Source organism: Dehalococcoidia bacterium (assembly GCA_025054935.1).
Classification (GTDB): Bacteria; Chloroflexota; Dehalococcoidia; order SpSt-223; family SpSt-223; genus JANWZD01.
Window position 1 is genome coordinate 63708 of sequence record JANWZD010000003.1, and the last position, 13950, is coordinate 77657.

General features: G+C 68.0%; 13 protein-coding genes. 8 read left to right on the top strand and 5 right to left on the bottom strand.

Features of this window, described 5'->3' with window-relative positions:
- Nucleotides 1-51 precede the first annotated feature (51 nt).
- Complete coding sequence (locus NZ773_05100; protein MCS6801302.1) at nucleotides 52-666, top strand: hypothetical protein; 615 nt, start codon at nucleotides 52-54, stop codon at nucleotides 664-666.
- On the opposite strand, the gene NZ773_05105 is transcribed toward NZ773_05100, so the two are convergent.
- On the bottom strand, nucleotides 618-1583 hold the full coding sequence (locus tag NZ773_05105) for a hypothetical protein (protein ID MCS6801303.1): 966 nt from the start codon (nucleotides 1581-1583) through the stop codon (nucleotides 618-620). The two genes, NZ773_05100 and NZ773_05105, sit on opposite strands and share 49 nt — an antisense overlap.
- Before the next feature lie 113 nt (nucleotides 1584-1696).
- On the opposite strand from NZ773_05105, the gene NZ773_05110 reads away from it, so the two are divergent.
- Both NZ773_05110 and NZ773_05115 read left to right on the top strand, forming a co-directional pair.
- Nucleotides 1697-2317 carry a nitroreductase family protein gene (locus NZ773_05110; protein MCS6801304.1) on the top strand — a complete coding sequence of 207 codons (621 nt, stop codon included), beginning with the start codon at nucleotides 1697-1699 and terminating at the stop codon, nucleotides 2315-2317.
- On the top strand, nucleotides 2314-3159 hold the full coding sequence (locus NZ773_05115) for an MBL fold metallo-hydrolase (protein MCS6801305.1): 846 nt from the start codon (nucleotides 2314-2316) through the stop codon (nucleotides 3157-3159). The genes NZ773_05110 and NZ773_05115 overlap by 4 nt, the downstream gene beginning before the upstream one ends.
- Before the next feature lie 43 nt (nucleotides 3160-3202).
- Here the strand turns inward: NZ773_05115 and NZ773_05120 are convergent, their stop codons facing one another.
- On the bottom strand, nucleotides 3203-4174 hold the full coding sequence (locus tag NZ773_05120; protein ID MCS6801306.1) for a helix-turn-helix domain-containing protein: 972 nt from the start codon (nucleotides 4172-4174) through the stop codon (nucleotides 3203-3205).
- Nucleotides 4175-4371: 197 nt separating this feature from the next.
- On the opposite strand from NZ773_05120, the gene NZ773_05125 reads away from it, so the two are divergent.
- The 5 genes from NZ773_05125 to NZ773_05145 all read left to right on the top strand — a co-directional run bounded on the left by NZ773_05125 (nucleotide 4372) and on the right by NZ773_05145 (nucleotide 9432).
- Complete coding sequence (locus NZ773_05125) at nucleotides 4372-5328, top strand: ABC transporter ATP-binding protein (GenBank protein ID MCS6801307.1); 957 nt, start codon at nucleotides 4372-4374, stop codon at nucleotides 5326-5328.
- Nucleotides 5325-6032: an ABC transporter permease gene (locus NZ773_05130; protein MCS6801308.1), complete on the top strand. Its 708-nt coding sequence runs from the start codon at nucleotides 5325-5327 to the stop codon at nucleotides 6030-6032. The genes NZ773_05125 and NZ773_05130 overlap by 4 nt, the downstream gene beginning before the upstream one ends.
- On the top strand, nucleotides 6029-7561 hold the full coding sequence (locus tag NZ773_05135) for a Gldg family protein (protein MCS6801309.1): 1533 nt from the start codon (nucleotides 6029-6031) through the stop codon (nucleotides 7559-7561). Before NZ773_05130 ends, NZ773_05135 begins: the two co-directional genes overlap by 4 nt.
- Nucleotides 7546-8166: a DUF4340 domain-containing protein gene (locus tag NZ773_05140; protein ID MCS6801310.1), complete on the top strand. Its 621-nt coding sequence runs from the start codon at nucleotides 7546-7548 to the stop codon at nucleotides 8164-8166. Before NZ773_05135 ends, NZ773_05140 begins: the two co-directional genes overlap by 16 nt.
- Before the next feature lie 459 nt (nucleotides 8167-8625).
- The gene (locus tag NZ773_05145) at nucleotides 8626-9432 is read left to right on the top strand and encodes a DUF2085 domain-containing protein (GenBank protein ID MCS6801311.1); all 807 of its coding nucleotides are present in this window, start codon (nucleotides 8626-8628) and stop codon (nucleotides 9430-9432) included.
- A gap of 115 nt (nucleotides 9433-9547) precedes the next feature.
- Here NZ773_05145 and NZ773_05150 read toward each other — a convergent pair whose 3' ends face one another.
- From NZ773_05150 to NZ773_05160, 3 genes are all read right to left on the bottom strand, one after another.
- Entirely contained in the window at nucleotides 9548-10441 is an 894-nt protein-coding gene (locus NZ773_05150) for an NAD(P)-dependent oxidoreductase (GenBank protein MCS6801312.1), read from the bottom strand.
- A gap of 726 nt (nucleotides 10442-11167) precedes the next feature.
- A complete protein-coding gene (locus tag NZ773_05155) occupies nucleotides 11168-12871 on the bottom strand; it encodes a hypothetical protein (protein ID MCS6801313.1) in 1704 nt (567 codons plus the stop codon).
- 36 nt (nucleotides 12872-12907) lie between these two features.
- Complete coding sequence (locus NZ773_05160) at nucleotides 12908-13828, bottom strand: radical SAM protein (protein MCS6801314.1); 921 nt, start codon at nucleotides 13826-13828, stop codon at nucleotides 12908-12910.
- Nucleotides 13829-13950: the final 122 nt, after the last annotated feature.

The following is a 13950-nucleotide window of genomic DNA, read 5'->3' on the forward strand; positions in this document are numbered from 1 at the left end:
CTCTCCCGGCGAGGAGAGTACGATCGCGCTACCTTGGCGTCGGAGCGAGCGATGGCCTCTCTTCTTCTGCTTTTGCGGGTCGGCGTGCCGCGCGGAACTTCGTCTGAAGCGGTCTGGGAGGAGCTGCAGCGTCAGCCGGCGCTCCGGCGCGTGGCCGGCGCGCGGCTGTATCAGCCGTTTCGCGGGGTGTTCGAGCCGACCGAGTGGCTCTTCTGCGGCGAGGTCGAGGAGGAGATCCCGCCGCCTGCGCTTCCGGCGGAGCGGCTGCCGCTTCGCAAAGTCGAGGTCTATCCCTTTCGCGCCGAGATCAACCCGCTCGGCCGTCCATTGCTCGGGTCGCCGCTGCCGATCCAGCTGGTGACGATCACGGTCATTGCTCCCATGATCGACCGGTTCGAAGCGTGGTATGCCGAGCATGCGGAGCTGCTCTGCCGCGCGCCCGGCGCAGTTGGTGCCCGCCGCTACTGGCAGGACGGCGCACCGCGGCGCTACGCCACCCTGTACTACTACGAGAGCGAGGACGGGATCGAGCGCTACTATGCCAGCGAGGTGCGCGCTGCTGCCGCGGAGTCGCGACTGCCCTTCGACCCCTGGCTGGTCGACCAGTACCACACCTACTACCGCGATATTACTCCCGCTTCTTCGCGCGCGGTCCATTCCCGGTGAAGCAGCGTGAAATAGGTGTAGCGCAGCGCTTGGACGGGCGTCTGAAACAGCGCCGTCAGCAGCGCTAAGATGAGGATCGCGGCGAAGAGCAGACCGAAAGGCGGCGTCCCCCCCGGCGCGAGCGCGAGCGGCACAAACAGGATCGCCGTCACGGGAAGCGCTGCAAGCGCGCCGATGATCCCGTTCAGCACGGCAAAGAGAAGCGCGATCACGGCGATCGGGCCAAGATGGCGCGTGATCAGCTGCCACGCAGTCCGCAGCGCGGCGCCGGCCCCGCTCCCGGCGACCATCACCTCGATGCTCGCGAGCGTGACGAGCGACTGCAGAACAATCGCTCCCGCGATGAAAAGGAAGACCACCGCGACGAGTATCACCAGCAGCACGACAATCAACGCCGCAATGCCGAGAACGACAACGCCGAGCGGCGGCTCGCGGGTGCCTCCTAAGAGCGCGATCAGGCCGATAGCCGGCGACGCCACGATCGCCCCCACCAGCGCCAGCGCCACGGGAACGATGAGGGTGAGCGCCTGAATGATCAGCAGCGGACCATAGCGTGCCTGTGCCGCGCGGAAGACGTCGCTGAGCGGCGGGTCTTCCCCTGCTGCGCCGCGCCATGCGCTCCACACGATGCCTCCCCGAGCGAGCGGCGCGACGAAGAACGTCGCGATGATCCACAGCCCGAGGATGAAGAGCACAGGAATGAGGGCCAAGATCAGCGTGCGGACAACCGCCCCCTCATCGGCCGGCGTGCGCGGCGCGATGTTGAAGTCGAAGATGTTGAAGTCGAAATTGAAGCTCGGGCTCCCGCCAAGCGCGAACGACGGCTCGACCAGCGCGATGAGGATCGCGAAGAGCCACAGCGTCCGCGTCTGACGGAGGATCGCGATCGCCTGCGAGGCAAGGCCGACGTAATCCATCTGCTCCTCCGCCGGCAATCCTGCCACACCGATCGCCGTGCAGTCTAGCCATCGCCCTCGCTTGCTCCTCCGGTGCCGGCGCCTGATAATCGCGCTGCACAGGGAGCAGAGCAGTGCTGAACGCCATTGAGCGGGGAACGGTCGAGCAGGTGATCCGGTCGCGGCGCTCGGTGCGCCGCTTTCGTCCCGACCCGGTCGCTGACGCCGAGGTGGAGGCACTGCTCGATGCAGCGCGGTGGGCGCCCTCTCCTCACAACAGCCAGCCGTGGCGGTTCGTCCTCGTTCGTGCCGGCGAAACGCGCCGACGGCTGGCTGAGGCAATGGCCGACCGCTGGCGGGCGGACCTCGCCGCGCACCGCGAAGCGAGCGAGCCGGTTCTGCAGAAGGTCGAAACGCGGCGCCGCCGCCTGATCGAAGCGCCGGTCGCGATCGTCGTCTGCTTGACGGGAGAGCGGCTGGACGTCTATCCGGATGCCGAGCGGCGCGCCGCCGAATGGTTGACCGCTGAGCACAGTCTCGGCGCTGCCGTCCAAAACCTGTTGCTGACGGCGCGGGCGCGCGGGCTCGGCGCCTGCTGGATTTGCGCGCCGGCATTCTGTCCGGAGACCGTTCGTGAGGCGCTCGCGCTGCCTCCGGCGTGGGCGCCGCGCGCGCTCATTCTGGTCGGCTACCCCGCGGCTCCTGCAGCGTCCTCTTCGCGCCTGCCCCTCGCCGATTTGGTGGTCGTGCGATGATCCCCCGCTTGCGCATCGGAACGGTGACCGTGCATCTGCTCTCGGCGGGCTGGTATCTGACCGATGGCGGTGTCGCCTATGGGATCGTCCCGCGGGCGCTGTGGGAGCGTGAAGAGCGGCCCGATGCCGCCAACCGGATCCGGTTCGAGCTGCGCTCGCTCCTCATCGAAGCGAACGGCCTGCGCATTCTGGTCGACACAGGCTACGGCGACAAAGTCTCGCCGCGGATGCGGCAGAACCTCGACCTCCACGACGCGCCCGGCTTGCATGACAGCCTTGCGCTTGCGGGTGTCGAGCCGGCAGACATCGACCTCGTGGTCAACACCCACCTCCACGCCGACCATTGCGGGGGCAATACGGCTGAGCGCGGCGGGAAGGTCGTTCCTGCATTTCCCCGCGCGCGCTATCTCATTCAGCAAGGCGAATATGCAGCGGCGTGTCGCCCGAATGAGCGCACCCGCGCAACCTATCTTCTCGAGAACTACTGTCCGCTTGAGGAGGCGGGGGTCGTCGACTTCGTTGCCGGCGACATCGCGGTGACGCCGGCCGTGCGGCTGGAACGGGCGCCCGGTCATACGGCCGATCATTGCATCGTCCGCATTCACGATGCCGGCGAAACGGCGCTCTTTCTCGCCGACCTTGCGCAGCGCCCTGTCCAGCTCGAGCGGCTGGCGTGGGTGGCCGCCTACGATGTCCTCCCCCTCGTTTCGCTGGAGACAAAGCGCGCGGTTGTCAGCGAGGCCGTCCGCGAGGGACATCTGCTCATCTTTCAGCACAGCCCGGCGGTCGGGCGACTGACGCGTGCTGAGCGCGGGGTGCGGTTCGAGCCGCGGCCGCTCTGACGGCGGCCGCTCAGGGACGACGCTGCGGGAGCGGGCGGCCGAGTTAGCGCGGCCGTTCGCCGGTGGGGATCGGCGGGGGCGGGAGGGGGGTTGAAGTCGCGGTGGCGAAGACGGCGGGGCCGGGCGTGCCGGCAGGGCGCGTGGGCGGGGCGCCCCACTCCAGCTCGACGGTCTCTCCGCGGCGGCCGAGTGTCGGGCGCGGCTGGCCGTTGTAGATCACTTCGGTCGCGGCGGCGTTCGACGTTCGCAGCCGGACGGTCTCGGCTGACCAGTAGCGGCTCTGACCGGCCTCGAGGGTGCCGGAAAAGACGACAGCGTTGTCGAGCGTGACGAGGAGCGAGATCGGCTCGCGCGCGCGGACGACGAGGTTGACCGGCGGCGTGGGCGTGGGGCTCGGGGTCGGCGGCTGCGCGTCGAGCACGACCGGCGCCGAGCGCGGGCCGGGCGCATCCAGCACCGACTGGCTCGGCGGCGGCGCAATAGCCTGCAGCGCTGCTTGCAGCGCCAGCCAGCCGACGCACGAGAACAGGATGACGCACGCCCCGACGGTGACCCACAGGATGAAGTTCGGCGCTCTCGGCGTCGGCATCGTCGGAAAGTTCCCGGGCGCCCGTTCGGGCAGGCTCGGCAGCAGCGCAAGGAGGTCGTCCGGGTCGAGCCCGAGATACCTCCCATAGGTGCGGACAAAGGCGCGGGTGTAGGCGCGGCCGGGGAGCGCGCGGAGGTCCCCCGCTTCCAACGCCGCCAAGTGTTCGACGCGGATCTGGGTCGCCAAAGCCGCAGCAGCGAGCGAGAGATGCCGGTACTCGCGGGCTTCGCGCAGCCGCGCACCGAGTTCGGCAAGAGCGAGCTGGCGACGGCGCGCCTGCGCCTGCGTGACGGAGGCACGCCGCCCGGGAAGCCCCACGGCGCGGAGCCACGGGCGGGCTGTGATCTCCAGCCGAGCTAGGAAGCGAGAGAGCTGGCGACGTATCCGTCGATAGGTCACCGGCGGCGGGAACGAAGTCGTCGTCACGATCCTCACAAGAAGCGGCGACGGCCCAACTGCCGGGAGGCTATCGGACGGCGCCCCTTCCGTCAACTGTTGCCGGGGCACTGGCTAAAAGATTGCTCAGAAGCGGCCGCGTCGCTTGACCTCCGCCCGAGCGCCTTCCTAGGATTCGGCGGCTTGCGCTGGGATCGCGCAAGCGCTCCCGGGTGCTCGGATGCGCCATGATTGATGTCCAAAACTTGACGAAGTATTACGCTGACCGCGTTGCGATCGAAAACCTGACGTTCCGCGTTGCCAAGGGCGAAATCCTCGGCTTTCTCGGTCCGAACGGCGCCGGCAAGAGCACGACGATGCGGATCCTGACGGGCTTCATTCCGCCGAGTTCGGGGACAGCGTCGATCGACGGGTTCGACGTGATGAAGCAGTCGATCGAAGCGCGTCGGCGCATCGGCTACTTGCCGGAGAACACCCCGCTCTATACCGACCTGACTGTCCGCTCCTATCTCCGCTATATGGCGACCTTGCGCGGCGTTCCGCGCAAGACGCTCAACAGCCGCGTCGACGACGTGATGACCAAGTGCCGGATCGACGATGTGGCGAACACGATCATCGGCAAACTGTCGAAAGGGTATCGTCAGCGCGTCGGGCTGGCGCAAGCGCTCGTTCATGATCCGCCCGTGCTTATCCTCGACGAGCCGACTGCCGGCCTCGACCCGCGCCAGAACAATGAGACGCGCCGCCTCATCCGGTCGTTGGCGGGGGAGCACACCATCATCTTGAGCAGCCACATCCTTCCCGAAGTGAGCCAGACGTGTCAGCGCGTTGTCATCATCAACGAAGGACGCTTGGTGGCGGAAGACACGCCGGAAGGCCTGACAAACCGGCTGCGCTCGTCCGACCGTCTGCTGATCCACGTTCGGGGCCCGGCGGAGGAGGTGGCGGCGGTGCTCGGCGCGATGCCGAACGTGCTGGCAGTGATCCCGGACCAGACGGAACGGGGACGGTTCCTCGTGGATACCGCGCCGGAGAGCGACCCGCGGGAAGAGATCGCGGCCGAGATCGTGCGGCGCGGATGGGGCTTGCGCGAACTGCGTCCCGTCGGGATGAGCCTCGAAGAGATCTTTCTCAAGCTGACCACCGAGGAAGCGCCTCTTGAGCCGGCGGAGGTGACGGCATGACGGTGCTGACCATCGCGGGCAAGGAGCTGCGCACCTATTTCGCCTCGCCGCTTGCCTATGTTGTCACCGCAGGCTTCCTCGTGGTGACGGGGATCTTCTTTGCCCTCTCCGTCATCCTGACCAACCAAGCCAGCCTCCGTTTTGCGCTGGACAACTTCCGCGTCATCTTCCTGTTCATCACGCCGCTGATCACGATGCGGCTGCTCGCTGAGGAGCAGGCGACGGGCACCATCGAGCTGGTGCTCACCTCGCCCGTGCGCGACTGGGAACTGGTGCTGGGCAAGTTTTTGGGCGCGCTCGCGCTGCTCGGGGTTATGCTCGGCCTGACGCTCTACTATCCTTTTCTGCTGTTCATCTACGGCAGGCCCGACCCCGGGCCGATCATCAGCGGCTACCTTGGGCTGATCCTGCTGGGCGCAGGCTTCATCGCCATCGGCTTATTTACCTCCGCCCTCACGAAAAATCAGATCATTGCGGCCGTGCTCGCCTTCGCGCTGCTGCTGGTCTTCTGGCTGGCGGCGCCGATCGGTGATGTCTTTCAGGGAGTAGTGCGGGACGTGCTGCGCTATCTCTCCGCGATTGATCACTACACCGACTTCTCGCGCGGCGTCATCGACACGAAGGACATCGTTTACTACCTCTCGCTCACGGCCGCCGCGCTCTTCGCGACCGTCCAAGTCGTTGGCGCCCGAAGGTGGATATGACGTGGAACGAGCGGCTTGAACGGTTGACGCCTTTTGCCGGCGCCATCGCTGCCGGCTTGCTGCTGGTCGCAGCGGGATGGTGGCTGGTCACCCGCGACTTTACGGGTCCAGTGCAAATCTTGGTCGCCGTCGGCGCCGCGCTCGCGGTCTTCTGGGCGACCGGCTCGATCAGCACCATCCGCCAAGCGGCGACGGGGCGCGCGACGCGCTACGGCGCGAACTCGTTGCTCGCCGTGGTCGCCTTCTTTCTCATCCTCGGGCTCGTTAACTTCCTCTCGACCCGCTACTCGACGCGCTGGGATCTGACGCGCACCAAGCAGTACACCCTCTCGCCCCAAACCCTGCAGGTGCTTCAGCAGTTGCGCGAGCCGGTCAAGATCACTGCCTTCTACACCGTGACTGACCCGCGGCGCGGCGATACTGAAGACCTGATGAAGGAATACACGGTTCGGACGGACAAGCTGGCGATCGAATATATCGACCCTGAGACCCAGCCAGCGCTCGTTCGCCAGCTCGGGGTGCGCACTGGCGGCACGCTCGTCTTCGAATCAGGAGGACGCCGGACCGAGATCACCAGCGTCACCGAAGCGAACGTCACCGGCGCGCTCCTCAAAGTGATGCGCGGCGACCAGAAAAAGGTCTACTTCACCACCGGCAACGGCGAGCTCGACCCAGCGTCCAGCGACCGGACCGGCCTCAGCCTCGCGAAACAGAACCTCGAGCGTCTCAACTACCTCGTCGAGACGATCACCCTGCTCACCACCCCGACAATCCCCGCCGATGCCGCGGTGGTTGTCGTCGCGGGGCCACGCCGTCCTTTCGACGAGAGCGCGCGGCGCGCCCTCCAGAACTATCTCGACGGCGGCGGCAAGATGTTCCTCCTCATCGACCCGCGGGCGCAGCATGGCCTCGAGCCGCTGCTTGAGAGCTACGGGCTGCGTGTCGGCAACGGCATCATCATCGACCCCGCCTCGTCGCTCCCGCAGGATATTGGGGCGCTCGTCATCCAGCGCTATCAGTTCAGCGCGATCACGCGCGACCTTGCGCCGACGGTGTTCCCGCTCGCCACGGCGGTCCTCCGCCTCGACAACCCGCCGGAGAACCTCTCAATCTTCCCGATCGCGGAGAGCAGCCCCCAAAGCTGGCTGGAGACCAACCCCGACCAACTTCAATTCAACGAAGGCCAAGACCTCCGCGGACCGCTTCCCGTCGCGCAGCAGGTGGAGCGGCTGCGCCGCAGCGACCCGCCGCAGCGCCCCGACCTGATGCGCCTGCTCGTGATCGGCGACTCCGATTTTGCGTCGAACCAGTTCTTCAATCTGTCGAGCAATGGCGATCTTTTCCTCAATGGCGTCAACTGGCTGGCGGAGGAAGAAGCGCTGATCGCGATCCCCCCGAAGACGCCTGACCAAGAGCAGCGCTTGCTGCTGACGCCGATGCAGACGAACCTCATCCTCTTCTCCAGCGTCCTCTTCCTGCCGCTTGTGGTGCTTGGGGCAGGAGCGGCAGTCTGGTGGCAGCGGCGGTGAACCCGCGCCTGACTGTCGCTCTTGTCGCAATCGCCGCGGTCCTCGGAGCCTACGTCTTCCTGGTGGAGGTCAACCGCGAGCCGCCGCCCGCTCCGGGTGTGACCCCGCGGCCCACGCCGGTCACCCTTCTGAGCGGCTCGCCGGACGATCTCGCGACGCTTGAGGTGCGCACCGCTGAGGGGCGGGTCCTTCTCAACCGCCCGCCCGGCGGCGACTGGCTGCTCATCGAGCCGGCGGACGGCGATGCGGACCAAGTGCGCATGCTCAGCATCGCCGGCCGGCTCCTCCCCCTCACCGCAAACCGGGTGCTCACCGATACCTCGCAGTTGGGACAGTACGGGCTCGCCAATCCGACCTCAAGCGCGATTGTCACCAAGAAGGACGGCTCTCGCGCCGAGCTCCGGATCGGAGACCAGACCGCGCTTGCCGATGGCTACTACGTGCGCCTCGGCGACGACGGGCCGATCTATCTTGTCTCGCGCTTTGTCATCGATGAGCTCCGGCGCCTCGTCTCCGACCCGCCGCGCCCCCGCCCGACCCCAACGCCTGTACCGCCGACGCCGACTGTCACGCCGGTCTCGCCGACCCCGACGCCGACCAGCTGACAACAGAACGGCCCAGGGTGCCGCCCGCGCCCGCTTAGCGCTGGAGCCGCTGCCCCGAGGCGCGCGAGGCGAGGAACCGCTCGAGCGCAGCAGGGTGCTTGTCCGCTGGCCGTGCGCTGATGAGAGATGCTCCGGCGCGGCTGGCTGCTTGGCAGCGGCCGATGGAGCAGAGAGGGCGATGGCAGACGCGGGGAAGGCGGCAGCGGCCAGTCGACCGGCCGCGCCGACAGGGATGTCGCTCCGCGTTCGACGAAGGCGCGGCCGCGAATGGCGCCCATCGGTCCGCTGCTTGCTACGGAGGCGAGACCGACGAGCGGGGCAGGGTCGATGACGGTGAGAAGGTGCGCCAGGGCGTTGCCGGTCGCCGGCCTCTTCCTGCGCTGCCGGGCGGCTGGTTGGGGCGGGCGTCAGGAATCATGGTCGGCGGCTATACTTGGCGAGGAAGAGGATGAGCTCGGCATGATGGAGCTGGTCGCGGCGGCGCGGGCGCGCGGGCTGCGGTTTTGGGCGCCTCTTGCCCTGCTGGGGCTGATCGGCGCGGGCTTCGTGTTTCTTCCCCTGCCCTTCTTGGAGAAGCTGCGCATTCTGTCGGCGGGCGTCTGCGCCCAGCGCCCGGGGCATTCGATCTTCTTCGGGGATGTCCAGCCGCCGCTTGAAGCGCGGATGATCGGCATCTACGGCGGCTTCTTCATCGCCATCCTCACACTCGCGCTCGCTGGACGGGGCAAATGGACCGGGATGCCGACGGTGCCGGTGATGGCGCTGGCGCTCCTGTTCATCGCCGTCATGGGCTTTGACGGCGTGAACGCGCTCTTCTTCGACCTGAGGCTGCCGCACGCCTATCCGCCGCAGAACTGGCTGCGGCTGATCACCGGCACGCTCTGCGGGCTGGGCATCGCCCTGCTCGTGCTGCCGATTGTCAACTTTTCTGTCTGGCGCAATGGGCCTGCGCGTCCGCTCGTCGGGCTGCGCGGGCTAGCGGGCCTGCTCGCTGTCGAGGCGCTCTTCGTCGCGATCGTGCTGACGGGGTTCTGGCTGCTGCTCTATCCCGTGTCGATCATCTCGGTTGCGGGGATTGGCGGGCTGCTGGTCGCCATCAACCTGCTGATCGTCCTGAGCATAGTGCGGCGCGAAGGCCAAGCGCGGCGCCTTGCCGACTTGCTCGGCCCCGGCTCGCTCGCGATCACGCTTGCGCTTGCCGAGCTCCTGCTCCTCGCTGGAATACGCTTCTGGGCCGAGGCAGCGCTCGGCATCACGCCGCTCTGAGCGCACTCTCCTCCTGCTCCTGCTGGTGCTGTCCCTCTGCTCCGTTCGCGCGCCTGCGACGCCGGTTCGCCCCGCTAAGCGAGCAGCGCAGCGGAGCTGAGAGAAGACGGCGCGCCTACGCGGGCGGCAAGGTGGCGAGAATGGCGTCGGCGATGGCGCGGTGCGACGGGTAGCGCAGCGTCAAGCCAAGCTCGCGCTTCGCTTTCGCGTTTGAGACGTTCATTGCGAGGATGCGCAGCGGCCGCTGCTGCTCGGAGAGAGCGTCCTCCGGAATAACGGGCGGCGGCGCGACGCCCATCCGCTCCGCCGAGTAGGCCCAGAACTCGCGCGTGGTCATCACCTCGTCGGAGTTCAGGTTGTAATAGCTGCCCGGCGTGCCGCGCAGCGCCGCGAGAATGCACGCCTCGGCGAGATCATCGACATGGATCATCGGCGTCACTGCCTCGCCATTGCCGAAGATGGCGAAGCGGCCTTCGCGAACGAGGAGCCAGAGCGTGGCGCGCTCCGGGGCAGCAATGCCCGGCACGCGCAAGATGACCCACGGGATGCCCCGCTCGCGACCGACGTGCTCGATGATCTCCTCCATCTCGCGCGTCGCGGCGCCCATCGCGTTCATCACGTTAATCGGCGCGCTCTCGTCGATCACCTCGCCCGGCCGGTCGCCGTAGACGGCCGTTGTTCCGGTCCAGACATATTTTTCCAGTTCGGGGCGGGCGACTTCCTCAAGAATGTTGCGGAGCGACGCCGCATACGGGCGGGAGCCGTCTTCGGCAACTTGGAGCATGCCGCTCGTGCAGTGGAGCGCGTATTGGCAGCCGGCTGCCGAGCCCCGGATCGATTCGCGGTCGTTGATGTCGCCCTCCACAATCTCTGCGCCCGCCTCCGCCAGCGCTGCCCCCTTCTGCCGATCTCGGGTGACGACCCGCGCCGCGTGTCCTTGCTCGAGCAGGCGCCGGACGATCCGCTTGCCAGTGATCCCCGTGCCGCCGTAGACCACAAACTGCGCCATTATGCCTCCCGACCATGCACCGTTTCGCGGGCGCACTCTAGAGGCTGCGGGCTGCATCGGGCAAGTAGGCACCGCCGCTCGCTGCGCAGGCAGACGGCGCTCTGGCGGTTGCCGCCGCATTCGGCAGCCAGCCGCCGCGCACGTCGCAGACGCGTGTCCGCGTGCCCCCGTCGTCCACGGGGCGCAGGCGCAATGCAGACCGCGTCCTGCAGTCGGCATTGCAGGCCTTGGGCAGGCCGGTTCCGGTTGCAGCGACAGCGCAGTGGCGCGGCTGCCGTGGAGCCCATCGGCGAGGAAGGCCCCTCCCGTCCGCCGCCGCAAATCCGGCAGCCATTCGCCAGCCTGCGTGCAGGACGGCGGCGTGATGGCGGCGCGCGATGACCTCCGGCCGTCGGCTGGCAGCGCCGTGTCGAGCAGCGGCGAAGCCTCGGCGAGCGACAGCGTTTCCGCTGAGCAGGTCGTGCTGCAGGCCGTCGCGGGGGCGCCGGCGTGCCGACCGCGCCGCGCTCCGATGGCGCCCGAGCCCGGCCGGCAGGAGAATGTTCCGCTCGGGAGCTGCCGTCGCGTCATCGCGGACTGCTCCTCCTGACAATGGCTGCCTGCGCCGCACTCACGGCCAGAAGCGCAGTCGCAGAGAACGCGCCCAGAGTGCCGGGCCGGCTGTGCTCTCGCTTCCTCCTCGGCTCCGAGGTGAACCCGAAACGCCGCAGCGGGCCGCATGCGCGCTCAGCAGGGGGCGGCGCGCCGGAGGAAGACGATGTAGGAGCCGGTCGGCCGCGCCGGCTCGTAGCAGGCGGCGAGCCGGGCGAGCAGGGCGGGGTGATGGAGCAGCGCCGAGTAGCGGCGCTCCTCTTTCTGGGAGAAGGCAAAGGCTGCCGGCGGGGCGCGGTCGAGCCGATCGAGCAGAGCAGGGAGGCAGTCGGGACAGAGGTAGTCATAGATGAACTGCCCTTCCCGGCCGGAGGCGTAGACCAGTTCGAGCGGCGCGACGATCTCGCTGCCGGCCGGTGTCCCCGCACGGATGAGCGCACCGGCTTCCCAGCCGCCGCGACGCCCGTATTCGTAAATCGTGGCGTACTCAGCAGCGAACTGCGCAACGGAGAGCGCGCTCCAGTAGGCGACGCTGAAGAACAGCGTCGCCGCGAGCAGCGCTCGGCCGACGCGCCGAAAGCGCGCCAGGGCGGCGGCTAACGTCAGCCCGAACGGGATGACGATCGCGACCAGCGCGATCTCGAGACCGCGGACGAGGCGCTCCGCCACGGAGTCGGTCATGACGGTGAGCGCGTACTGCGGCGCGAGGGGGTCGCGGACGGCCAGCCAGAAATAGAGGCCGAGCGCCGGCACAGCGGCCGCCGCGAACTGCCAATCGGGTCGCCACGGTAGGCCGGCGAGCCAGGATGCCGTCACGATCGTTCCCACCCAGACGAGCGGAACCTGATAGCGCGGAAAGCCCATCGGCAGTTCGTTGCCCAGGGTGAACAGCGCGAAGCCAGCCAGCACCGACAGCGAGCACCACGCCGCGACGGGATGCTCGCGGCGACGGAAAAAGGCGCGAAGGGTCGCAAGTGTTGCAGTGAGCATCAGCGCGAGGAACGGTAGCCCGATCCAGAACATCTGGATGCCGCCGCCCATCACCGCCCGACTGAAATACTGCTCGGGCCGAAGCGCTTGGCGGCTGCGGGCGACGGTCGAGAGATAGACCGCGAGGTCACTGCCGCTCGCGGCGAGGAAGATGGCGAAGGAGATCCCGAAGGCGACCGCGCCGGCCAGCAGGCCGGCGGCGAGCGGGGCCAGCCGTTGGCGGGCGAGACCGAACACGGCGAGCAGCGTCACGACAAAGAGCGCGGGCGCAGGCAGCAGCTTCGTCCAGAGGAGCAGAGCAAACGTCGCGCCGACAAGGAGCGTCTGCTGCCAGGCTGGCCGGGCGGCGCTCAGGCCGACGGCGGCAATCCAGCCGAGCAGCGCCGCCGTCATTACAGTGTTGTCGATGTCGAGCAGCAGGCTGCCTTGAAGGATGAGCGGCTGGAGCGCCAGCCCGGCGAGCGCCAGCAGCGCGGCCCGCCGTGCCCGGTCGGCCCGCTCCGTGATCGCGAGGCAGACCGCCGGGACGAGGAGGAGCGCTGCAAGCGAGGCGATCAATCCAGGGAGCCGCAGCGCGAGCGTGCCCTCGCCGACGAGGCGGACGCTCAGCCCGCCGAGCGCGGTATAGAGCGGCGGGTGCGGAATGCGGATCGCCTCCCACTGGCCGGCCGCGATCCGGCGAAAGTCGCGGAAGAACGCGATTTCGTCCGTGTAGATCAGCTTGCTGCCGCTCGCAGCCCAGACCGCACCCGCGACGGCGCTCGCGCCGAGCAGCGCCAGCAGGACGGCGCGACAGAAGAGGACGGCAGACTCGCTGCTCGGCGTTGCGTTGCTCTTCGCGGTCGGCATGGTGCCAGTGTAGAGAACGGCGCAGCGTGAGGGCAGCTACCCAGCGCGCCGAACAGTCGGCTGAAACAGGCTCAATTGGATCGGCTCTGGCGGCGGCGCGGCAGGGACCGGCGGCGCGACCTCATGCGGCATCCCAATCCGGTCGCGCAGCCGCTGAAGGATCGCAGCAATCTGCAGCTTGAAACGGTCGCTGACGTACGCGCCCGGATACAGCTTGCGGTAGACCGGCAAGAGGCCGGGGTGCTCGCGGGCGAGATAGGCGAAGAAATGTTCGCGGACGCCAGGGCGCAGATGGAGCACATTGCCGCTAACGAACCGCGCCCCGTGCGCTTTGGCCGCGCGCATCACGGCGGCGAGCTGATCATCGCGGGTTGTCAGCCCGGGGATGATCGGCGCGAGCAGGACCCCAGCGTGGATCCCCGCCTGCGTCACCTGCTGAAGCGCGCGCAGCCGCTGCTCCGGGGGCGGCGTGCCGGGCTCGAGGGTGCGCCACAGCCGCCGGTCGAGCGTCGGGATGCTGAAGCAGACGGTGACCCCCGCGGCGTCGCGCAGCCCTTGGAGAACATCGAGATCGCGGACGATGAGCGTACCCTTGGTGACGATCGTCACGGGGGTGCGCTCCGCGGCGAACACTTCGAGGCAGCGGCGCGTCAGCCGGTAGCGCCCTTCGATCGGCTGATAGGGGTCGGTGGCGGTGCCGAGGGAAACCCGCTCGCGCCGCCACGACGGGCGCCGCAGCTCGTCGCGAAGCACTTCGGGCGCGTTCACCTTCACGAAGACGACCTTCCCAAACTGGCTGCCGTCGAGATCGAGAAACGTGTGCGTCGCGCGAGCGAAGCAATAGTGGCAGTCGTGAACGCAGCCGCGGTACGGATTGGCGCTCCAGAGGAACGGCATCCCGCTCACCCGATTGATCAGCTGCTTGCACGGCCGCTCGACGTACTGAACGCGCGCCATCGTCTCCTCCTCGAGCAAGGATAGAACATTTGTTCTATCACCGGCAACAGCGAAGAGCGGCATCGTTCGGTCTGGCGGCATGCTCCTCGGTATGTCACAAAGTCGCGCAGAAGCACGATGTC

Coding starts and splice junctions, on each gene's coding strand:
- NZ773_05100 (MCS6801302.1), top strand. CDS start 52: ATGGCCTCTCTTCTTCTGCTTTTGCGGGTCGGCGTGCCGCGCGGAACT.
- NZ773_05105 (MCS6801303.1), bottom strand. CDS start 1,583: ATGGATTACGTCGGCCTTGCCTCGCAGGCGATCGCGATCCTCCGTCAG.
- NZ773_05115 (MCS6801305.1), top strand. CDS start 2,314: ATGATCCCCCGCTTGCGCATCGGAACGGTGACCGTGCATCTGCTCTCG.
- NZ773_05125 (MCS6801307.1), top strand. CDS start 4,372: ATGATTGATGTCCAAAACTTGACGAAGTATTACGCTGACCGCGTTGCG.
- NZ773_05130 (MCS6801308.1), top strand. CDS start 5,325: ATGACGGTGCTGACCATCGCGGGCAAGGAGCTGCGCACCTATTTCGCC.
- NZ773_05135 (MCS6801309.1), top strand. CDS start 6,029: ATGACGTGGAACGAGCGGCTTGAACGGTTGACGCCTTTTGCCGGCGCC.
- NZ773_05145 (MCS6801311.1), top strand. CDS start 8,626: ATGATGGAGCTGGTCGCGGCGGCGCGGGCGCGCGGGCTGCGGTTTTGG.
- NZ773_05150 (MCS6801312.1), bottom strand. CDS start 10,441: ATGGCGCAGTTTGTGGTCTACGGCGGCACGGGGATCACTGGCAAGCGG.
- NZ773_05155 (MCS6801313.1), bottom strand. CDS start 12,871: ATGCCGACCGCGAAGAGCAACGCAACGCCGAGCAGCGAGTCTGCCGTC.
- NZ773_05160 (MCS6801314.1), bottom strand. CDS start 13,828: ATGGCGCGCGTTCAGTACGTCGAGCGGCCGTGCAAGCAGCTGATCAAT.